This is a genomic window from Achromobacter marplatensis, assembly GCF_049060505.1.
GTDB lineage: Bacteria > Pseudomonadota > Gammaproteobacteria > Burkholderiales > Burkholderiaceae_B > Achromobacter > Achromobacter marplatensis_A.
In genome coordinates this window covers 431,415-451,147 of the sequence record NZ_JBMGRB010000005.1, presented here as the reverse complement: position 1 = coordinate 451,147, position 19,733 = coordinate 431,415, and the positions used below count along the sequence as shown (strand labels likewise).

The 19,733-nt window shown below is 64.8% G+C and carries 17 protein-coding genes and 1 tRNA gene; 6 read left to right on the top strand and 12 right to left on the bottom strand.

Annotation, left to right across the window (positions count from 1 at the left end; all coding sequences use genetic code 11):
- Positions 1 to 92: 92 nt before the first annotated feature.
- The 9 genes from ACI0FO_RS15735 to ACI0FO_RS15695 all read right to left on the bottom strand — a co-directional run bounded on the left by ACI0FO_RS15735 (position 93) and on the right by ACI0FO_RS15695 (position 8,793).
- Positions 93 to 872 carry a type II CAAX prenyl endopeptidase Rce1 family protein gene (locus ACI0FO_RS15735; RefSeq protein WP_416028014.1) on the bottom strand — a complete coding sequence of 260 codons (780 nt, stop codon included), beginning with the start codon at positions 870 to 872 and terminating at the stop codon, positions 93 to 95.
- Complete coding sequence (pth, locus tag ACI0FO_RS15730; protein ID WP_006227589.1) at positions 872 to 1,468, bottom strand: aminoacyl-tRNA hydrolase; 597 nt, start codon at positions 1,466 to 1,468, stop codon at positions 872 to 874. Before pth ends, ACI0FO_RS15735 begins: the two co-directional genes overlap by 1 nt.
- Positions 1,469 to 1,568: 100 nt before the next feature.
- Positions 1,569 to 2,180 carry a 50S ribosomal protein L25/general stress protein Ctc gene (locus ACI0FO_RS15725; RefSeq protein ID WP_105556922.1) on the bottom strand — a complete coding sequence of 204 codons (612 nt, stop codon included), beginning with the start codon at positions 2,178 to 2,180 and terminating at the stop codon, positions 1,569 to 1,571.
- 146 nt (positions 2,181 to 2,326) lie between these two features.
- Positions 2,327 to 3,277: a ribose-phosphate pyrophosphokinase gene (locus ACI0FO_RS15720; RefSeq protein WP_006227587.1), complete on the bottom strand. Its 951-nt coding sequence runs from the start codon at positions 3,275 to 3,277 to the stop codon at positions 2,327 to 2,329.
- A 145-nt stretch (positions 3,278 to 3,422) separates the two neighbouring features.
- A tRNA-Gln gene (locus tag ACI0FO_RS15715) sits at positions 3,423 to 3,499 on the bottom strand.
- Position 3,500: 1 nt separating this feature from the next.
- Positions 3,501 to 4,400: a 4-(cytidine 5'-diphospho)-2-C-methyl-D-erythritol kinase gene (ispE, locus tag ACI0FO_RS15710; protein ID WP_416028011.1), complete on the bottom strand. Its 900-nt coding sequence runs from the start codon at positions 4,398 to 4,400 to the stop codon at positions 3,501 to 3,503.
- A 62-nt stretch (positions 4,401 to 4,462) separates the two neighbouring features.
- Positions 4,463 to 6,061, bottom strand: a complete 1,599-nt coding sequence (locus tag ACI0FO_RS15705) for a methyl-accepting chemotaxis protein (protein ID WP_416028009.1) — start codon at positions 6,059 to 6,061, stop codon at positions 4,463 to 4,465.
- 246 nt (positions 6,062 to 6,307) lie between these two features.
- Entirely contained in the window at positions 6,308 to 6,847 is a 540-nt protein-coding gene (gene lolB, locus ACI0FO_RS15700) for a lipoprotein insertase outer membrane protein LolB (protein WP_416028113.1), read from the bottom strand.
- A gap of 59 nt (positions 6,848 to 6,906) precedes the next feature.
- Complete coding sequence (locus ACI0FO_RS15695; protein ID WP_416028007.1) at positions 6,907 to 8,793, bottom strand: tetratricopeptide repeat protein; 1,887 nt, start codon at positions 8,791 to 8,793, stop codon at positions 6,907 to 6,909.
- Here ACI0FO_RS15695 and mutM point away from each other — a divergent pair.
- The 4 genes from mutM (at position 8,792) to ACI0FO_RS15675 (ending at position 12,740) form a co-directional block, all read left to right on the top strand.
- Positions 8,792 to 9,619 (top strand): bifunctional DNA-formamidopyrimidine glycosylase/DNA-(apurinic or apyrimidinic site) lyase, encoded by an 828-nt coding sequence (gene mutM, locus ACI0FO_RS15690; RefSeq protein ID WP_416028005.1) that lies wholly within the window; start codon positions 8,792 to 8,794, stop codon positions 9,617 to 9,619. The two genes, ACI0FO_RS15695 and mutM, sit on opposite strands and share 2 nt — an antisense overlap.
- A gap of 137 nt (positions 9,620 to 9,756) precedes the next feature.
- Positions 9,757 to 10,710, top strand: coding sequence for an MBL fold metallo-hydrolase (locus ACI0FO_RS15685; RefSeq protein WP_105556928.1), 954 nt, complete (start codon positions 9,757 to 9,759; stop codon positions 10,708 to 10,710).
- A 132-nt stretch (positions 10,711 to 10,842) separates the two neighbouring features.
- Positions 10,843 to 12,522 carry an FAD-dependent oxidoreductase gene (locus ACI0FO_RS15680; RefSeq protein ID WP_416028001.1) on the top strand — a complete coding sequence of 560 codons (1,680 nt, stop codon included), beginning with the start codon at positions 10,843 to 10,845 and terminating at the stop codon, positions 12,520 to 12,522.
- Positions 12,523 to 12,542: 20 nt separating this feature from the next.
- A complete protein-coding gene (locus tag ACI0FO_RS15675; protein ID WP_006227578.1) occupies positions 12,543 to 12,740 on the top strand; it encodes a DUF2783 domain-containing protein in 198 nt (65 codons plus the stop codon).
- 30 nt (positions 12,741 to 12,770) lie between these two features.
- On the opposite strand, the gene ACI0FO_RS15670 is transcribed toward ACI0FO_RS15675, so the two are convergent.
- Complete coding sequence (locus ACI0FO_RS15670) at positions 12,771 to 13,679, bottom strand: LysR family transcriptional regulator (protein WP_416027999.1); 909 nt, start codon at positions 13,677 to 13,679, stop codon at positions 12,771 to 12,773.
- Positions 13,680 to 13,842: 163 nt separating this feature from the next.
- On the opposite strand from ACI0FO_RS15670, the gene hmgA reads away from it, so the two are divergent.
- Positions 13,843 to 15,141: a homogentisate 1,2-dioxygenase gene (hmgA, locus tag ACI0FO_RS15665; RefSeq protein ID WP_416027997.1), complete on the top strand. Its 1,299-nt coding sequence runs from the start codon at positions 13,843 to 13,845 to the stop codon at positions 15,139 to 15,141.
- Between the two features lie 133 nt (positions 15,142 to 15,274).
- Positions 15,275 to 16,594: a fumarylacetoacetase gene (gene fahA, locus ACI0FO_RS15660; protein ID WP_416027995.1), complete on the top strand. Its 1,320-nt coding sequence runs from the start codon at positions 15,275 to 15,277 to the stop codon at positions 16,592 to 16,594.
- A gap of 55 nt (positions 16,595 to 16,649) precedes the next feature.
- On the opposite strand, the gene ACI0FO_RS15655 is transcribed toward fahA, so the two are convergent.
- Together ACI0FO_RS15655 and ACI0FO_RS15650 are read right to left on the bottom strand one after the other, a co-directional pair.
- Positions 16,650 to 17,552 carry an acyltransferase gene (locus tag ACI0FO_RS15655; protein WP_416028111.1) on the bottom strand — a complete coding sequence of 301 codons (903 nt, stop codon included), beginning with the start codon at positions 17,550 to 17,552 and terminating at the stop codon, positions 16,650 to 16,652.
- A gap of 189 nt (positions 17,553 to 17,741) precedes the next feature.
- Complete coding sequence (locus tag ACI0FO_RS15650) at positions 17,742 to 19,637, bottom strand: LTA synthase family protein (RefSeq protein ID WP_416027993.1); 1,896 nt, start codon at positions 19,635 to 19,637, stop codon at positions 17,742 to 17,744.
- Between the last annotated feature and the right edge of the window lie 96 nt (positions 19,638 to 19,733).

The window sequence follows — 19,733 nt, the reverse complement described above, 5'->3', positions numbered from 1 at the left end:
AATCCTGTGTAAGTACGGTATTGATCGTTAACGTTCTAGTTTACCCCGGCAAGCGGCAGGCGACCTGCCGCCGCGCCGGGGATGCGGCCCCGCTAACTGGCGGCGGTGGGCGCCCAGCGCATGACGGCCCAGATCATCAAAATGGGGCCGGCGTTGAAGGTGGCGTGCAGCAGGATGGCCGCGCCGATGCCGCGCCGCACGCGCATCCAGCCCAGCACCAGGCCGGTCAGCCACTGCGGCAGCACCAGCAGCGGCATCAGCCAGTACGGCGTCTTGCTGTAGACGAAGTTGGTCAGGTGCACGGCGGCAAACGTCAGCGCCACCAGATGGAAGACCAGGCCGAAGTGCTTCAGGTAATAGCGTCGCCAAGTCGTATCCCAGCCCGTCAGGGGCTCGGCGCGCTGGCGTGTCCCCCAGCATGCCAGCAGCACGAATGCGGCCAGCAGCAGGCCTGTCCACAGCTTGGGGCCATACAACACGACGGGCATCAGGGCGGGCACCAGCCACAACACCTGCCGCGGACGGCGCAAGCCGTAGCGAAAGAGCATTTCCTCGACCAGCGGCGCCCACAGCACGGCGGTCAGCCATGGCAGGTTGGCCGGGTCGATACGGTGCGTCGCGCCGCCCATGCCGGCCGCCATCACGGCTACCGGCCCCAGCGCGAACAGGTTCAGCGCCCACAGCAGCCCGGCCCACGCCAGCAAACGCCCGGGACCGATGCGCGGCCACCAGTCGGCGGCAAGACTGCCGCCGGCGAAGCGCCCGGACAAGCGCGCCACGGGACGCGGATGACGGATGAAACGCCAGAAATCCGCGACCTCGCCACGAAAGCGCAGCTTGCCGCCGGAGGAGGACTGCGGGTTGACGGACATCAGGCGACGTTGCCGCTATGCAGCTGGCGCGTGGCCAGCGCGAAATCGCCAGCCAGCATCGCCGGCACGACGGCGCGGCAACGGTCGATGACGGCTTCGATCTCTTTCTGTTCCTCGCGGCGCGGCGGATGCAGCACGAAGTCCGCCACTTGCTGGGCCAGGTTCAACGTGCGCGGATGGCCGATGCCGATGCGCAGGCGCCAGAAATTGGGGCTGCCCAACACGGCCTGGATGTCCTTCAGGCCGTTGTGGCCCGCATGGCCACCGCCCTGTTTGAGCTTCACCTGGCCCGGCAGCAGGTCGAGTTCGTCATGCAGCACCAGCACCTGTTCCGGCTCCAGCTTGTAGAAGCGGGCCAGCGCGCCGACCGCCTGGCCGGATTTGTTCATATAGGTGATGGGCTTGAGCAGCAGCACGTTGTCTGCACCCAGGCGCGACTTGGCCACCATGCCGAAAAAAGATTTCTCCAGCGCAAAAGAAGTGCGCAGGTCGTCCGCCAGGTGGTCGGCCAGCCAGAAGCCGGCGTTGTGCCGGGTGGTTTCGTAGTCAGGACCGGGATTACCCAATCCCACGATGAGGCGTATGGGAATAGACATGATGGAGGGTGTTTAAACCAAAAAACCCTGCGCATGCAAATGCACACGCAGGGTTTCGGGCATAAGCCGCAAGGAAAGCCCGAAGGCCTTCCCGCAGAACTTAGGCGGCCGGAGCGGCGGCTTCGGCTTCGTCGGCGGCAGCAGCGCCGCCCTTGACGATGGCGGCAGCCAGCAGCGGGTTGTCTTCACCACCGTGGGGGACGTAGGTCACGCCCATGGGCAGCTTGATGTCGGCCAGGTGGATCGAAGCGCCAGCCAGGATGTTGGTCAGGTCGACTTCGATGAACTGGGGCAGAGCCTTCGGCAGGCAGGTGATTTCCAGTTCGGTCGTCACGTGGCTGATGATGGCGCCCGACAGCTTCACGGCCGGCGAGATTTCAGCGTTCACGAAGTGCAGCGGCACCTTGGTACGCAGGGCTTGGTTGGCGTCGACGCGCTGGAAGTCCACGTGCAGGACTTGCGGCTTGTAGGCGTGCCATTGAACCGAACGCAGCAGAACTTGCTCTTCCTTGGCGCCTTCGAGCTGCATTTGCAGGATCGATGCGTGGAATTCTTCCTTACGCAGGGCGTGGTAGATCTCGTTGTGGTCGAGTTCGATATTCAGGGGGGCAGCCGTACCACCATAGACAATGGCGGGAACGCGGCCCGCGCGGCGCAGGCGGCGGCTCGCACTCGAACCCTGGACGCTACGCGCAGTGGCGATAAATTTCATGGAAAACTCCAAAAACAAAATAAGGTGAAGAGGCTTCACCAGTTAACGGCACGGCGCGCAACATGCGCGCCGTGTTGATTGCGCCTTGCCGCGACCAGCAAGGTGCAAAAACTAAAGTGGGCGGTTGCCTGACCGACGCCTGGGCGTCAGTCGACGAACAGCGAGCTGACCGATTCCGCGTTCGAGATACGCAGGATGGTCTCGCCCAGCAGCGCGGCGCACGACAGCTGGCGGATCTTGCCGCTGGCCTGGCCTTGCTCGGAGAGCGGGATGGTGTCGGTGACGACCAGTTCGTCCAGTTCCGACGCTTCAATGCGGTCGATGGCGCCGCCCGACAGCACGGGGTGCGTGCAATAGGCGTAAACGGCGCCGGCGCCGCGGTCTTTCAGGGCCTGGGCCGCCTTGCACAGCGTGCCGGCGGTGTCGACCATGTCGTCCATGATGATGCAGGTGCGGCCGTCGACTTCACCGATGATGTTCATCACTTCCGACACGTTGGCGCGCGGACGACGCTTGTCGATGATGGCCAGGTCGGCTTCCAGCTGCTTGGCCAGGGCGCGTGCGCGGACCACGCCGCCGATGTCCGGGGACACCACGACCAGGTTCGAGAAATTGCGGCGCCAGATGTCGCCCAGCAAGATCGGACCGGCGTAGATGTTGTCCACGGGGATGTCGAAGAAACCCTGGATCTGGTCGGCGTGCAGGTCCATCGTCAGGACGCGGTCGACGCCAGCCACTTGCAACATGTTGGCTACGACCTTGGCCGAGATCGCAACGCGCGCCGAACGCGGGCGGCGGTCTTGGCGGGCATAGCCAAAGTAGGGAATCGCGGCGGTGATGCGGCCAGCGGAAGCGCGGCGCAAGGCATCGACCATAACCATGATTTCCATCAGGTTGTCGTTGGTAGGAGCACAGGTGGGCTGCAGGACGAAGACGTCCTTGCCACGCACGTTCTCGTTGATTTCGACCATCACCTCGCCGTCCGAGAAGCGACCGACGGTCATCTTGCCCAGGGACATATCGAGGTGGTTGACTACGTCCACGGCCAGCCGAGTGTTGGCCGTGCCCGTGAAGATCATGAAGCTATCGTTTGCCATGATGGATGATGCGATGGTCGTTGTAAGACACTAACGAGGTGATGCGGGGTGCTACGAGACACCAGCGGACCCGGAAAATAAAAAAGCTGCTGAACCCGGGCCAGTGTCTTACAGGCGTGTTCAACAGCTTTTTTATGTATTCGGTTGGCTGGGGAGGAAGGATTCGAACCTTCGCATGCCGGAATCAAAATCCGGTGCCTTAACCAGCTTGGCGACTCCCCAACTATCTTGCAATCCAATTCCGCAATGGATGTTCAGTTAAACCAGTACATGCCTGCACTAACCGAAACCCTGGATGCGTTGTGCTGTTTGTTTTAACAGCGCCGCGCATTATAGCGGATATTTCTGCTTTTGCCAAAACGGCTTCGGACAGTTCGGAAAACTCGGCGAATAAACACGCGCCTGATCCCGACATGCGAACAGGTATGCCCTGTTCAGCAAGCCACCGCGTTGCCCTGAGAACCTCAGGATAAAGACGGTGAACTACCGGCTCCAGATCATTTTTCCCGAAGGAAAAAGTTGGCGAAGCAAGAAAGTCCGCTATTGTGATGTAAGAAGAATCCCTTGTCAAATCGGGTGCGGAGAATATTCCAGCAGTCGGCACGCTGGTGTCGGGTTGTGCCACCAGATAAGCACGTTCTGGCAGCGCCACGGCGGTCAGATCTTCGCCCACGCCCTCGGCGAATGCCGATTGGCCGAACACAAACACCGGCACGTCCGCGCCCAACGGCAAGGCAAGCGCCATGAGTTCGCGGCGCGTCAGCCCCGTCCCCCACAGTTTGTTCAAGGCGATCAGCACGGTCGCGGCGTCACTGGAACCGCCGCCCAGGCCGCCGCCTTGGGGAATGCGTTTTTCCAACGCAATCTGAGCGCCCTGGCGGGTGCCCGTGGCGCGTTGCAGCGCATGGGCCGCGCGCAACGTCAGGTCATCGGCTTCGGTAACGCCGGGCAATGCCGACGCCCGGCTGATGACGCCGTCGGCGCGTACCTCGAAATGCAGCGTGTCGCACAGGTCGATGAAACGGAAGACCGTCTGTAGCAAGTGATAGCCGTCGGCGCGGCGGCCCACCACATGCAGGAACAGATTCAGTTTGGCGGGAGCGGGAACGTCGTACAAAGTCACAGAAGACCACCGGTGCGGGACATGCCCACATTCTAGCCACGCACCGGCTGCCGCGCCCGGCGTCAGGCCAATTGCGGCGTGCCCGCGCCAGCCAGCCGCCCTGCCGGCGCGTCGATCACCTGCCCGGCCGGCAGCTTGAAGACGGACACGGCGCCCGCCAACTGGCGGGCCTGCTCTTCCAGCGCCCCGGCGGCCGCGGCCGCCTCTTCCACCAGGGCCGCATTCTGCTGCGTCACGCTGTCCATCTGCGACACCGCGCGGTTGACCTGGTCGATGCCGCTGGCCTGCTCTTCGGACGCCGCGGATATCTCGCCCATCAAATGGGTCACGCGCTGCACCGAGTCCACGATCTCGCGCATGGTGGCGCCGGCGCGCTCGACTTGTTCGGATCCCTTGCCGACGGTCTGCGCGGAGTCTTCGATCAATTGCTTGATCTCCTTGGCCGCGGCCGCGCTACGCTGCGCGAGCGTGCGCACTTCGCTGGCCACGACGGCGAAGCCTTTGCCCTGCTCGCCCGCGCGCGCGGCTTCCACCGCCGCATTCAGCGCCAGGATGTTGGTCTGGAATGCAATGCCATCGATGACGCCAACGATGTCGGCGATGCGCGAAGAACTACCGGAGATGGCGCGCATGGTCTCGACCACGCTGGAAACGGCCTCTCCGCCGCGCTGCGCCACGGCGGCGGACGTTGCCACCATGCGATTGGCTTCGCGCGCGGTGTCGGCGTTCTGCTTCACCGTGGACGCCAGCTCTTCCATGCTGGCGGCCGTTTCTTCCAGGGACGCGGCCTGTTCTTCCGTGCGGCTGGACAGGTCGGTGTTGCCCGACGAGATTTCGCGCGCGCCCACATTGATTTCGTCCACGCCGCTGCGCACGGCGGACACGGTGCGCACCAGGCTGTCCTGCATGCCCTTCAAGGCGGCCAGCAATGCGCCGATCTCGTTCTTGCCACGATCGGCCACGCGGCGGGTCAGATCGCCTTCAGCGATGCGGCGGAAGATCTCGCCGGCTTCCAGCAACGGACGCACGATCATGCGGCGAATCAGTACGTGCGCGCCCACGGCCACCAACAGGCCCAGCGCCAGGATGCCGCCCAACAACGACGTGAAGAGCGTGTGGAAAAGAGATATCTCGTTCATGGCGCCCTGCCCCGCCTCTTCGGCCCGGACCATGAAGGCGTCGCGTTCGCTGACCAGCAGCTCCTGCGCTTGCTGCGTGCCTTGCTTGAAATAGCTTTCCATGTCGCCCGCCTCCAGCACGCGGCCGACGCTTTGCAGATTGGCGCTGAGGTTGGCGTAGGCCTGGATCAGGTCCGCGGAAGCGGTCTTTTCGTCGGCCGACAGGCCGCTGGAAAAGCCCTGGAAAGCGCGGTCGCCTGCCGCGATGCGCTGGCGCGCCAGACGCAGCGCCGTCGTATCACTGAGGTTGCCTTGCGCGACGCGGGTGGCGTAGCGGCTTAAATCGGTGCGGGCCGCCACCAGCGACAGGGCGGCGGTGTTCACGGCGTTGACCTGTTGCGAGGAAAGGCGATAGAGCTGGCCGACGTCCTGGTTGGTCTGGCGCAACGCGACAAAGCCCATGCCGCCCACCAGCAGCTGAAACGTGAAAAATATCGCGATGATTCCCAACAGCATCGTCGCGATGCGCGTGTTCCTGAACATAGGGCATTCTCCAAAAAAGGCGGTGACAGGATTGGCCGCCGCCGCACTTGCGGTCCGCGCGAAGGGTGGCCCCGCGCGGGCATGAGGAGAATTATTCAGTCCGGCCTGACTATTTCAAGCCGTAACACGAGCGCCTTTGCGGCGTTTATTTGCCGGATTGCGAAATGCCGGACGTGTTAGGCCGGCCGGCAGAAAGCCGTGGCATTCAAGGGGGAAGGCGACGGAGCGCAAACGGCTCCGCCGGGGTCAAGGCTGGTTGACGACCAGGCGCACCGTGACGCGGCGTCCGGGCTCTTGGCGCTCCAGGACCAGCAATTGCGGCCCCAGCGTGTCGTAGCGCGACAGCTTTGCCCGCCAGCCGCCTTGCTCGAACGAGGCGGGCCGGCCCAGCTCATCGCGGGCGACGTCGGAGGCTTCGGGTTGCGCCGGCAGCCTGCCGCGCAGCCAGTCGCGCAAGCCGGACACGGGCACGCTGCTGCCCAGCGCGTCTTCGGCCAGGGCGTCGGGATTATCGGCGACCAGGCGCGTGCCGTCGGCCTTGGTCAGGCTGGCGGCGCCGGGCTGGCCTTCCACGCGCGCTTCGGTCGAGCCCAGCGGATTGGTCAGATCCAGCACATAGCGCCGGCCATCGTCAGACCACGAGAAGCCGCCCTGCACGGCGTTCTGCTTACCGCTTTCTTCGTTCACGGTGATGGCGAAACGGCCAATGCGGGAAAAGGCATCGGGGCTGGCGCCTTCGATTGGCTTTGGCGTGGTGGTGCAGGCGGCCAGCGTGAATGCCAGCATCGCCAGCAGCGCCCAGCGCAGCCAGCCCGAAACATCAGCCAAGCGTTGCACCGCTGCCGTCACAGACCCACTCCCAGACGCTTGACGACGTCCTGGACGGTCTTGTTCTTCGGGTCCTTCATCAGTGCGGCGCGCAGCAGATCAGTCGCCTGGTCACGCTTGCCCTGGGACCACAACACTTCGGCCAGGTGGGCGGCGATGTCGGCTTCCGGGCGCACGCTATAGGCGCGGCGCAGGTATTCCGCGGCGGACTCGGATTCGCCCATGCGGAACTTGACCCAGCCCATGCTATCCAGAATGAACGGGTCGTTCGGCGACAGTTCCAGCGCTTGCGTGATCAGGTCCAGCGCTTCGGGCAGGCGTTGGTTATGGTCCGCCAGCGTATAACCCAGCGCGTTGTAGGCGTGGGCGTGGTCCGGGTCCAGCGCGATGACCTGGCGCAGCATGCGTTCCAGGTCGGCCAGGCGGTTCTGGCGTTCATACAGCATGGCCAGTTCGTACTTGACCTCGACCGTGTCCGGCAGCGCCTGGTCGGCGGCTTCCAGCGTGGTCACGGCTTGCTGGAGGCGGTCGGCATCGCGCAGGATCTGCGCCTTGGTCAGCACGCCCAGCGTGCGTTCTTCGTCGTCCTGTGGGCCGGCGGCGTCGATCATGGCCAGCGCATCGTCCACCCGGCCGCTCTTGGCGCGCAACGCGGCTTGGCGCATGGCGACCGAATAGCGCAGCGTGGGGTCATCGATACGGCCAAGTTCCTTGATGGCTTCGTCGTATTGGCCCTGGTCTTCGGCAATGCGCGACAGCAGGACGTGTGCGTCCGCCGCGGCGGCGCCGGCATCCGTGGCGCCGGGCACGGTAGCCCGCTGGCGCTGCTGCTGCACGTCCAGGTACTGCTGAAGCAGCGTCTTGGCTTGCGGCAACTGGCCCGCCTTGTAGGCCAGTTGGGCCTGCATGAACAACAAGTCAAAGTCTTCCGGTGATCGGCGCGACATGGCTTGCAGTTCAGATAGCGCGCCGTTGTAGTCGCCGCTGTCGGCCAGTTGCCCGGCCAGCATCAGGCGAACCTTGCGGGCGCCGGGATTACGGTTGATATAGGCACGGGCCTCGGTCATGGCGCGTTGCGGATCGACCTTCGAGCCGTATTCCAGCACGCGCTGGGCGGCGGCTTCGGATTTGGGATCGGCGGCCAGCGCGGCGCGAGACTCCTGGGCGGCGCGCTCGTAGTCGCCCGAGGCCGAGGCCACGTCGGCCAGCGCCAGATGGGCGGCCGGCAGCTTGCGCACGCTGTCGCTCAGCGATTCGTCCAGGATGCGCAGCGCCAGGCGGCGGTCGTTCAGGCGGCTGAGCACGGCCAGCGCCTGGCCGATGGCGGCCGGCTTGTCGCGCGAGGCGTCGATGCGGTTGCGCAGCGCCTGGGCCAGGCCCTTGGTCTGGCCATTGGCGGCAGCCAACGCCAGTTCGGTGGAGCTGGCTTCGATATCGTTGGGCGACAGGCGCGCCCAGACACGGGCCGCCTCCAGCGCGCCGGGCAAATTGCCCCCGGCCAGCTGGAACTCCAGGCCGCGCCGGGCCAAGCGGGGGTCGCCCGTGTCCCGGGCAAGGCCGATCATGGTGGTTGCAGCCGTGCCGTACATGCCGCGCTGGGCGGCGATCTCTGACGCGAGGACGCGATAGAAGATGTCGGCGGTGAGCGATACGTAGGGCAATTGGCCCGGACGCAGGCGGATCACCTCGGTTTCGGGCTGATGGTTCTGCGGCGCCATGCGGGGCCCGGTCGCATCACGCGTCCGGCTGTCGGCCGCCTGGGCCGGCAGCGCAAAACCTGTTGCCAGCGCAAGCGCAAGCGTGGCGATCCCGATATTCATTTGTTTGAAAGACGACTTCACGCGGCCCGTCCGGTTGATGGCACAATCTTCGTACACGCAATTGATGATCTTACACTGGCTCATGCCGGAACTGCCTGAAGTCGAAACCACGCGTCGGGGAATTGACGCCGTCATCACTGGCCGGACGCTCCAGCGCCTGGTCGTCCACGAAGCCCGCATGCGCTGGCCCATTCCGCCCGATCTGCCATCGCTGATCGGCGGCCGCGCCGTCCTGGAATGCGCCCGGCGCGGCAAATATCTATTGCTGCGCTTTGAACATGGCACCCAGATCGTGCATTTGGGCATGTCCGGGTCGCTGCGCAGCGTCGCCCCCGGTGAATTCCTGCGCAAGCACGACCACGTTGAATGGATTTTCGACGAAGCCGTGTTGCGCTTGCATGACCCGCGGCGCTTCGGCGCGGTGTTATGGCACCCTGGCACTGACGGCCCCATCGAGACCCATCCCCTGCTGGCCAAGCTGGGCATCGAGCCCTTCGACCCCCGCTTTGACGGCGCCTGGCTGCACCGGCACTTCAAGAACCATGGCGCCGCCATCAAACAGGTGTTGCTGGCCGGCTTGGCGGTCGTCGGGGTGGGCAATATCTACGCATCGGAATGCCTGTTCCGGGCGCGGATCAACCCCAAGACCCCGGCCAACAAGCTGTCACCCGCCCGTTGCGACCGGCTGGCGGACATGGTCCGCGCCACGCTGGCCGACGCCCTGACATCCGGAGGCAGCACCCTGCGGGACTACGTGGGCGCCACCGGCGAACCCGGGGCCTACTTCGAGATCCATGCCGCGGTCTATGAACGCGAGGGCCTGCCATGCCGAGTCTGCGCCACGCCGATCCGGCGCTTCGTCCAGGGTCAGCGCGCGACTTATTACTGCCCAAAATGCCAACGGAACTAGCCCCGGGCCCCTGAAAACCCCCGGGAAATCCCTGCAAAAACAAGGACATTTGTTTATAGCAAACGTATTGCACAAACACTAACGCCACGCTATATTCCTTTCACACACCTATTCCTAGAACAGTGGAAGGAGCCTCCATGAGCAAGCAATTCGCCTCGCACGCCGACCTGGACGACAAGGTCGTCTCGTTCGAAAAACTGTCCGACAACGCCTATGCGTACACGGCCGAGGGCGACCCCAACACGGGCGTGATCATCGGCGACGAGGCCGTCATGGTGATCGACACCCAGGCCACGCCGGTCATGGCCCAGGACGTGATCCGCCGCATCCGCGAAGTCACGGACAAGCCGATCAAGTACATCCTGCTGTCGCACTATCATGCCGTGCGCGTGTTCGGCGCCTCTGCCTACAACGCCCAAGAGATCCTGGCCAGCCGCGATACCTACGACCTGATCGCCGAACGCGGCGAACAGGACAAGGCCAGCGAGATCGGCCGCTTCCCCCGCCTGTTCCGCAACGCCGAATCGATTCCGCCGGGCCTGGTGTGGCCAACAATGACGTTCAAGGGCGAAATGACCGTCGACCTGGGCAACCTGGAAGTCAAGCTGCTGCAAGTGGGCCGCGGCCACACCAAGGGCGACACCATCGCCTGGCTGCCCGAACAGAAGATCCTGTTTGCCGGCGACCTGGTCGAATACCAGTCCACCCCGTACTGCGGCGACGCCTACTTCCGCGACTGGCCCAGCACGCTGGACGCGCTGTCGGGCTTCGAAGCCGAAAAGATGGTTCCTGGCCGCGGCCCGGCCTTGAAGAACGCCACGGAAGTCCGCCAGGGCCTGGCCGGCACCCGCGCCTTCCTGACCGACCTGTACGGCGCCGTGAACCGCGGCGTGGCCGAAGGCAAGGACCTGAAGACGATCTACCGCGAGGTCTACGACTTCATGAAGCCGCGCTACAGCGACTGGGTCATCTTCGACCACTGCATGCCGTTCGACGTGTCGCGCGCCTATGACGAGGCCAGCGGCCACACCCATCCCCGCATCTGGACCGACAAGCGCGATCTGGAAATGTGGGCGCAGCTGGAAGGCTAAAGGCCCAGGGGCCGAGTCCGGCGCAGACCGGATGCGGCCCAGGCCGGATATTGCCAGTATCGGAACTGCGCGCCTCCGGACGGCGCGCGGCTTCGCGACATAAAAACAAAATGACCCACACAGGAGACAACCGTGGGAGACATCGACTTTCAGGCGATGGAGTTCGCCTATGAAAAGCACAGCGACCAAAGCGCCGGCGCACCGCCGCGGCACTCGGTCGTGGTCGTGGGCGCCGGCCCGGTCGGCCTGACCACGGCGCTGGACCTCGCCCGCCAGGGCGTGCGCGTCGTGGTGCTGGACGACGACTACCGCCTGTCCATGGGTTCGCGGGCCATCTGCTTTTCCAAGCGCACGCTGGAAATCTGGGACCGCCTGGGCGTGGGCCAACGCATGATCGACAAGGGCGTGTCGTGGAACGTCGGCCGCGTGTTCTTCCGCGAACAGGAAGTCTGGCGCTTCGACCTGTTGCCCGAACCCGGCCACCGCCGCCCCGCCTTCATCAACCTTCAGCAGTACTACGCCGAAGGCTACCTGTATGAGCAGGCGCGCCAGGAACCCAACATCGATCTGCGCTGGAAAAACAAGGTCGCCGGCGTGGCGCAAGCCGAAGACGGCGTCGACCTGACGATCGAAACGCCTGAAGGGCCGTACACGTTGCACGCCGATTGGCTGGTTGCCTGCGACGGCGCGCGGTCGCCGGTGCGCAAGCTTATCGGCCAGGAAAGCCATGGACGCATCTTTCGCGACCGCTTCCTGATCGCCGACGTGAAGATGAAGGCCGACTTTCCGACCGAACGCTGGTTCTGGTTCGATCCGCCCTTTCATCCCAACCAGTCCGTGCTGCTGCATCGCCAGCCCGACAATGTCTGGCGCATCGACTTCCAGCTGGGCTGGAACGCCGACCCCGTGGAAGCCGTCAAGCCCGAGAACGTGCTGCCGCGCATCCGCGCCCTGCTTGGCCCCGACGCGCAGTTCGACCTGGAATGGGTCAGCGTCTATACCTTCGCGTGCGAACGCATGGACAAGTTCCGCCATGGCCGCGTCGTGTTCGCTGGCGATTCCGCGCACCGCGTGTCGCCGTTCGGCGCTCGCGGCGCGAACAGTGGCGTGCAGGATGCCGAAAACCTGGCGTGGAAACTGAAATTGGTGCTGGCGGGCCTGGCGCCCGACACGCTGATCGACAGTTACAGCGCCGAGCGCGAGTACGCCGCGGACGAGAACATCCTGAATTCGTCGCGCGCCACCGACTTCATCACGCCCAAGAGCGACATCAGCCGCAGCTTCCGCAACGCCGTGTTGAACCTGGCCAAGACGCATCCGTTCGCGCGTTCGCTCGTCAACAGCGGGCGCCTGTCGCTGCCGGCCACATACGGCGGCTCGCCGTTGAATACGCCGGACGCCGACGCGTTCACGGGCCGCATGGTGCCCGGGGCGGTCGCGCTGGACGCGCCCGTGACGAGCCGCGGCGAACCAGACTGGTGGCTGGCGCAGCTGGACGGCGGTTTCGTGTTGGCGGTGTTCTGTGGCGACGCCCTGCCGGGCGCCGACACGCTCCAGGCCTTGCAGGCCCTGCGCATGGCGCCCGTGCCCGTCAAGGCCGTCCTGGTCGCCAGCGCCGGTTGCGACGGTTCAGTTCTGCCCGCCGGCGTGCCGGTGGTGGCCGACACCGAAGGCTGCCTGACCAAACGCTACGACGCGCAGCCCGGCACGGCCTACCTCATCCGGCCGGACCAGCACATCGCCGCCCGCTGGCGCGCATTCAACGCCGATGCCGTCGCCCGCGCCATCAACCGGGCCACGGGCCACGCCTGAATCCAGAGGTCAAACCCATCATGCTGATTACTGAAACCAACCTGAGCTCGCCGGACGACTTCTACGAAGCGCTGATCGAAACGCACCGCGACCTGACGAACGAGCAAAGCCAGGAACTGAACGCGGCGCTGATCCTGCTGCTGGCCAATCACCTGGGCGACGTGGCGCTGCTGCGCGAAGCCTTGCAGCAAGCACGCGCGTCGGTGGTGCAGGCGTAGGATGGGTGGAGCGCAAAGGGGACGGCCACATCACACGCCCACCGCGAAGGTGTTCACGATCAGGGCGCGCAACCATTGGTTGCCGCCGTCGCGGTCCACCCTGCGCTGCCAGTACATATTGGTTTGCAGCGCGGGCACTTTCACCGGCGGGGTGATGAATCGCAAGCCGAACGGCGGCGCGGCGCTGGCGGCCAGCTTTTCCGGCACGGTCGCCAGCAGATCCGTCGCGCTGACGATGTAGGGCACGGCCGAAAAGTGCGGCACGCTGAAATGCTCGGCCAGCGCCACGCCCGCGCGCTCCATCGACTGATTGACTTGCCCGTAAGGCGCGGCGCGCGACACGATCAAATGCCGCTCGGCGCGAAACGCCTTGATGCCCATGCCCGCATGCGCCGTGGGATGCGCCTGACGGAACAAAGTCGCGTAGCCCTGCCGAAACAACATGCGCTGGAGCGTGCCCGCCCCCATTTCGTCAAACGCGCCGATGGCCAGGTCCACCCTGCCCGACTCCATTTCGCGCGGCAGATCCGGCCCCTGCACACGCACCGAATCAATGCGCACATGCGGGGCCACTTGCACGCAGACCTCCATCAACCGGGGCATAAAGTGGATTTCGCCCACGTCCGTCATGGCGACCCGGAAGCGGCGGTTGCTGGTGGCCGCGTCGAACACGTCTTGATCCTTCAATGCCTGGCCCAGCATCGTCAGCGCTTCGCTGACGGGGCCGGCCAGCCGCTGCGCGCGCGGCGTGGGCAGCATGCCTTGCGCGGTACGCACGAACAGCTCATCGCCAAAGGCTTCGCGCAAGCGGCGCAGGGCATTGCTGACCGCGGGCTGCGTCAGGTCCATCCGCCGAGCCACGGCCGACAGATTGCGGTCTTCCAGCAGGTGCTGGAACAGGATCAACAAGTTCAAGTCAACGTCGCGCAATTCGGCCATGCGGCCCCCTACTATTCACAAAATTTATAGTCTCTATTTTTGCATTCCCGTAGCCGTGATGGGCATTTTTCCCGACAATATCGCATCGGCCCTGGGTTATTCCAGACCGCCCCCGAATACCGACCGCGCGGCCAAGCACCGCGCCGCCACCCAGGAGGATTCAATGGAACTGCAATATCAGACCGGCTTCGGCAACGACTGCGCGACCGAGGCTTTGCCCGGCGCGCTGCCGGTGGGCCGCAATTCGCCGCAGCAATGCCCTTATGGCCTGTACGCCGAGCAGTTGTCCGGCACCGCCTTCACCGCCCCGCGCAGCGAAAACCGCCGCTCGTGGCTCTACCGCATCCGCCCGGGCGCGCAGCACAAGCCGTTCGAGCCTTTCGCTGGCACGGCGGGCTGGGAAAGCACCTTCGGCCATGGCCCGGTCACCCCGAACCAGCTGCGCTGGAGCCCGATGCCGATGCCGGAGGCCCCGACCGACTTCCTGGAAGGCGTGAAGACCTGGGGCGGCAACGGCGGGCCCGATGAACAGGGCGGCGTGGCCATCCACATGTATGCGGCCAACCGGTCGATGCAGGGCCGCTATTTCTACAACGCCGATGGCGAACTGCTGCTGGTGCCGCAGCAAGGCCGGCTGCGCCTGGCCACCGAGCTGGGCCTGATCGACCTGGAGCCGTTGGAAATCGCGGTGATTCCGCGCGGCGTGCGTTTTCGCGTCGAACTGCTGGATGACACCGCGCGCGGCTACATGCTGGAGAACTTCGGCGCGGCCCTGCGCCTGCCCGAACTGGGTCCGATCGGCTCGAACTGCCTGGCCAATGCCCGCGACTTCCAGACACCAGTGGCCTGGTATGAAGACGTGGAAGGCGACTTTGAATTGATCGCCAAGTTCACGGGCGGATTCTGGCGCGCGTCCATCGACCATTCACCGCTGGACGTCGTGGCCTGGCATGGCACGCATGCGCCGTACAAATACGACCTGCGCCACTTCAACACCATCGGCTCGATCAGCTTCGACCATCCCGACCCATCCATCTTCACCGTGCTGACGGCGCCGTCCGACACCCCGGGCACGGCCAACATGGATTTCGCGATTTTCCCGCCGCGCATCCTGGCGATGGAAGACACGTTCCGCCCGCCCTGGTTCCACCGCAACATCGCCAGCGAATTCATGGGCTTGATCCAGGGCGTGTACGACGCCAAGGCCGATGGCTTCGCCCCGGGCGGCGCCAGCCTGCACAATTGCATGAGCGGCCACGGCCCCGACGCCGAGACCTTCGAAAAGGCCTCGCGCGCCGACACCCACACCGCGCATTACATCCGCGACACGATGGCGTTCATGTTCGAAACGCGCCGCGTCATCCGCCCGACCGCGCAGGCCCTGGCGTCGGTAGAATTGCAGGGCGACTATTACCGGTGCTGGCAGGGCATCGTGAAGCACTTCGATCCCAAGAAGGCGTGACGGCAGCTTCCCGCTGATCCACGCCCACGGCGATGCGCGCAAGCACATCGCCGTTTGGCTTTTGAGTTTTCCGGCGCCGCTGACCCGTCAGACCTGCTGGCCACCCATTCCCCCATTAAAGAGACACGCAGCCATGAGCACCACGATCAACGAAACCCACGATCCGTCCTTGAAGAGCTGGATCGCCAGCGCCAACACCGGCACGTCGGATTTCCCCGTGCAGAACCTGCCGTATGGCGCATTCCGCCGCAAGGGCTCGCAAGAGTCGTTCCGCCCCGGCGTGGCGATCGGCGACCAGATCCTGGACTTGGCCGCATTGGCCGGCAAGCAGCCGTTTGAAGGCCGGGCCGCTGAAGCGCTGGCCGCGTGCGCCGGCGACAGCCTGAACGCGCTGATGGCGCTGGGCCAGCCGCACTGGGGCGCCCTACGCCTTGCGCTGTCGCGCGCGCTGCGCGAAGGCGCCGCCTTGCGCGCTACCGTCGAGCCGTTGCTGGTGGCGCAGGCCGACGCCGAATACACCACGCCCGCCCGCATCGGGGACTACACGGACTTCTATATCTCGGTGCATCACGCGACCGCGGTGGGCAAGCAATTCCGTCCCGACAATCCTCTGCTGCCGAACTACAAGTGGGTGCCGATCGGCTATCACGGCCGCGCGTCCAGCATCGGCGTGGACCAGAAATTCCCGCGGCCCATCGGCCAGACGCGCCCGGCCAACGAAGGCGAAACGCCGCAATTCGGCCCTTGCGCGCGCTTGGACTATGAATTGGAGCTGGGCATTTTCGTAGGCACCGGCAACCCGCAAGGCGAGCGCATCGGCTTGGCCGAGGCTGACGCCCACGTGTTCGGCCTGTGCATTCTGAACGACTGGTCGGCGCGCGATATCCAGGCTTGGGAATACCAGCCGCTGGGCCCTTTCCTGTCGAAGAATTTCGCATCGACGATTTCGCCGTGGATCATCACGATGGAAGCGCTGGAACCTTTCCGCACGCAGTGGAACCGCGGCCCGTCGGAACCGCAGCCCATGCCTTACCTGGCCTCTGACGCGAATCGCGCGAAGGGTGCGTATGACGTGCAGCTGGAAGTGCTGATGACCACGCAGCAATCGCGTGAATCCAAGCAACCCGCCGTGACGCTGTCGCGCAGCAATTTCCGCGATGCCTACTGGAACGTGGCCCAGTTGATCGCGCACCACACCGTCAACGGCTGTAATCTGCAACCGGGCGACATGCTGGGCACGGGCACGTTGTCGGGCCCCCAGGCGTCGGAAGCCGGTTCGTTGCTGGAATTGAGCAATGGCGGCAAGACGGCGATTGACCTGCCGTGGGGCGAGAAGCGGACGTTCCTGCAGGATGGAGATCAGGTGATCATGCGCGCCGCGTGCGTGAAGGAAGGGTACCCGCGGATCGGCTTTGGAGAAAGCTCGGGCACCGTGCTGCCAGCCCGCGTTTGATGGCTTGAGAATGATGCGCGCCCCGCAACCTGGGGCGCGCGCGGCATGCTGGCGATTAGTCCGCGCGGCGCGCGGTCAACGCCTCGATCTCGTCGTCCTTGGCCTGCCACTGCTCTCCCAGCCAATGGTGGAACGTGGCGCGGAAGGCCTTGTCCCGGGTGTAGTCCGCAACGCAAAAAGCTGGCGGCACCGGCAACTGCCGCATGCGCACCAGCACCGGGCCCATGCGGCCGCAAGCCATTTCCCAGAAGCTGGGCGCGCCTTCCGGATAGGCGATGGTGACATCGACCATTGATCGAAAGCGCGCCCCCATCGCGTTCAGCGCGACCGCCAGCCCGCCCGCTCTGGGCTTGAGAAGATGGCGGTACGGCGAACCCTGCGCAGCACGCTTGGCCTGGGTAAAGCGCGTGCCTTCGGCAAACACCATCACGCTTGTCGGCACCAGCGAGAATTTCTCGCAGGCGCGGCGCGCGGCTTCCTGGTCCTGACGGCCCAAAGCCGGATTACGGCGCAACGCCGCTTTGCCGTGACGCTTCATGAATGGAAAGTCCAGCGCCCACCACGCCAGACCGATCACCGGCACGTAAATCAACTGCTGCTTGAGGAAGAATTTCAGCAGTGGAATCCTCCGGTTCAGGGCGCGTTGCAGCACAAAGATGTCTACCCAGGACTGGTGATTGCAATTGACCAGATACCAGTCCGCGTAACGCAAGCCCGTATGGCCCTGCACATCCCATGGCACCGCCTGGATCCGCGCGAACCAGCCGGCGTTACCGGAAACCCACGCCGTCGCAATACTGTTGAGGACGGGATCGACGCGCCGTCTGACCGCTGCGAAGGGCAGCACAAGCTTCAGCAGCGCAATCGGAAGCAGCAACAAGCACCAAAACACCGTGCTAACGGCCAACAGGATCACGCTGAATACCCCGGTCAGCCACCCAAGGCGGCCGCGCGGCACGGGAAATGCGCGCTGGCGCGGCACGGGCCGATCAGATTCATGCTTGCTCATTTGAGCCTCGGAGACGGCCCGGCTTGCGCCGGTGGGAAGGTCTGGAACAGTCATGGTCGCCAGTTTGCTGGCCGCGGGCGGAAATCCGCTTGCGCAAGATCAACCCCCGCATTCGCGAATTCCACCAAAGAAACGTCATCATGGCAGCCGGTATTTCTCTTCACGGTACACCCACGATGCCCACAAGGCATGGGCCAGCGCTTCTTCCGTCAATCCGGGATCTGCGGGCTCCACCGGGGCATAGACTTCGTCGCGGCCGACCGGGGCCGCCTGGTACCGGAATTCGCGCGGCGCCTTGGCCGGCTCCAGCACCAGCAACTTGTCGCCTTGCAGATACCCGAAGTTATCCGCGTACTGCATGATTGCCCGGTTCGGATCGCGTTGCGTCAGATCCGCGCCCAGCATCGGGTTCACGTTGTCCAGGCCGATCAGCGACAACAACGTCGGCGCCATATCGATCTGGCTGACCAGCCGTTCGTCCTGACGCGGCGCGATGCCTGCGCCTAGAAACAACGCAGGGATCTGGAAGTGGCGAACCGGCACGGGAATCGACCCGTACACGCGTGAATCGTGGTCTGCGATGACCAGGAAGACCGTGTTGTCCCAGTACGGGGCCTTCTTGGCCTTTTCAAAAAACTGGCCCAGCGCCCAGTCCGCGTAGCGGACCGTGTTGTCCACCGTGGCCGGGTCGCCGACGGGCTGGATGCGGCCTTCCGGGTACTCCCACGGCGAATGGTTCGTGACCGAGAACGCCAGCGTGAAGACCGGCTTGTCGCCGTCGGCGCGCAGCAGGCGGTCTACCTGATTGAACATGTCTTCGTCCGATGCACCCCATGACCCTTCGAACACGGGGTTCACGAACTTGGGGCGGTCCACGACTTCGTCGAAGCCGTTGCCCAGGAAGAACGCGCGCATGTTGTCGAAGTGCGATTCGCCGCCGTAGACGAAGCGCGAGTGATAGCCGTGCTTGCCCAGCACCTGGGCCAGCGTGAAAAAGCCGGTCTGCGAGCGAGGCAGCTTGACCACGGCGTCGGCCACGCTGGGCAGGAAGCCCGCCGTCACCGCTTCGATGCCGCGCACCGATCGCGTGCCGGTGGCGTAGGCGCGGTGGAACATCCAGCCTTCCCGGGACAGGCGATCGATGTTGGGGGTCAGGTCGCGGCCGCCCAGGCTGCCCACGTATTGCGCGCCCAGGCTTTCCTGCAGGATGATCACGACGTTCAGCGGCTTGTCGCGGCGCACCGTGGCTTTCTGCTCATGCAGGCTGGGATAGCGCGGATCCAGCGGCGCACCCGTCAAGCCGGCCTTCTCGCGAACGATGGCGTTCATCTGGTCCACGGGCATCTTGGGATACATCGCCGCGGACGAACGCTCGTCGCGCATCCGGTAGGCAGCGTCGAACACGCTGTACAGCGAATTCAGCGCCAGCGCGTTGACCATGGCATCCGAACTGAAAGCCACCTTGGCCGGATTGATCGGGCGATGTTCCAGCGTGCCGCGCGCGCCCAGCACGACCAGCGCCAGGATCACGAAGAACGCAATCGGCCGCTTCCACCATGCCATGAAGGAATCACGCGATTGCGTGGGGAACAGCTTGACCGCCAGCCAGGCGGCCAGCACCAGCGCCACGAAGGCGGCAAGCAGCACGCCCTTGTAGCCCTGCCAGAGCATCGAACCCACTTCTTTCGGATTCAACAGATAGATGAAATACAGGCGGTTCGGCCGCGTGTCGTATTCGGCGATGAATTGCGGCGTGGAAACTTCCAGCAGCACATACAGCATCCACCAGACGCGGAACCACCATGCAGTGATACGCGCCGCCAGCGGCCGGTGGCCGAACCAGGGCGACAACGCGGCGGGCAGCGCGATCACCATCGACAGCAGGCAAACGTCGATGCGCAGTCCGCCGAAAAGCACGGGCCACAGCCCGCCCGCGGCCTGAACGCGGTCCCACATCCAGAATGACAGGCCCAGACGCGACAGCGTCAGCATCACCAGGACGGCGACAATGAACCGGAGTGTCAGGCGGCGCATGCGGCGGCCCCCCCAGGGCGGCGCGAATCCGCCTTTTCAAATGAATGGGTCGTGCCTGATGTGCCGAGCAAAGCCATGCCGCCTCGTTGTCCGAAA

What these genes read in the sequence shown, in the direction of transcription:
- ACI0FO_RS15685 (WP_105556928.1), top strand. Translation starts at nt 9,757, where the DNA reads ATGAGCAAGCAATTCGCCTCGCACGCCGACCTGGACGACAAGGTCGTC.
- ACI0FO_RS15725 (WP_105556922.1), bottom strand. Translation starts at nt 2,180, where the DNA reads ATGAAATTTATCGCCACTGCGCGTAGCGTCCAGGGTTCGAGTGCGAGC.
- pth (WP_006227589.1), bottom strand. Translation starts at nt 1,468, where the DNA reads ATGTCTATTCCCATACGCCTCATCGTGGGATTGGGTAATCCCGGTCCT.
- ACI0FO_RS15675 (WP_006227578.1), top strand. Translation starts at nt 12,543, where the DNA reads ATGCTGATTACTGAAACCAACCTGAGCTCGCCGGACGACTTCTACGAA.
- lolB (WP_416028113.1), bottom strand. Translation starts at nt 6,847, where the DNA reads ATGCTGGCATTCACGCTGGCCGCCTGCACCACCACGCCAAAGCCAATC.
- mutM (WP_416028005.1), top strand. Translation starts at nt 8,792, where the DNA reads ATGCCGGAACTGCCTGAAGTCGAAACCACGCGTCGGGGAATTGACGCC.
- ACI0FO_RS15720 (WP_006227587.1), bottom strand. Translation starts at nt 3,277, where the DNA reads ATGGCAAACGATAGCTTCATGATCTTCACGGGCACGGCCAACACTCGG.
- ACI0FO_RS15650 (WP_416027993.1), bottom strand. Translation starts at nt 19,637, where the DNA reads ATGCGCCGCCTGACACTCCGGTTCATTGTCGCCGTCCTGGTGATGCTG.
- ACI0FO_RS15670 (WP_416027999.1), bottom strand. Translation starts at nt 13,679, where the DNA reads ATGGCCGAATTGCGCGACGTTGACTTGAACTTGTTGATCCTGTTCCAG.
- ACI0FO_RS15695 (WP_416028007.1), bottom strand. Translation starts at nt 8,793, where the DNA reads ATGAGCCAGTGTAAGATCATCAATTGCGTGTACGAAGATTGTGCCATC.
- ACI0FO_RS15705 (WP_416028009.1), bottom strand. Translation starts at nt 6,061, where the DNA reads ATGTTCAGGAACACGCGCATCGCGACGATGCTGTTGGGAATCATCGCG.
- fahA (WP_416027995.1), top strand. Translation starts at nt 15,275, where the DNA reads ATGAGCACCACGATCAACGAAACCCACGATCCGTCCTTGAAGAGCTGG.
- ACI0FO_RS15735 (WP_416028014.1), bottom strand. Translation starts at nt 872, where the DNA reads ATGTCCGTCAACCCGCAGTCCTCCTCCGGCGGCAAGCTGCGCTTTCGT.
- hmgA (WP_416027997.1), top strand. Translation starts at nt 13,843, where the DNA reads ATGGAACTGCAATATCAGACCGGCTTCGGCAACGACTGCGCGACCGAG.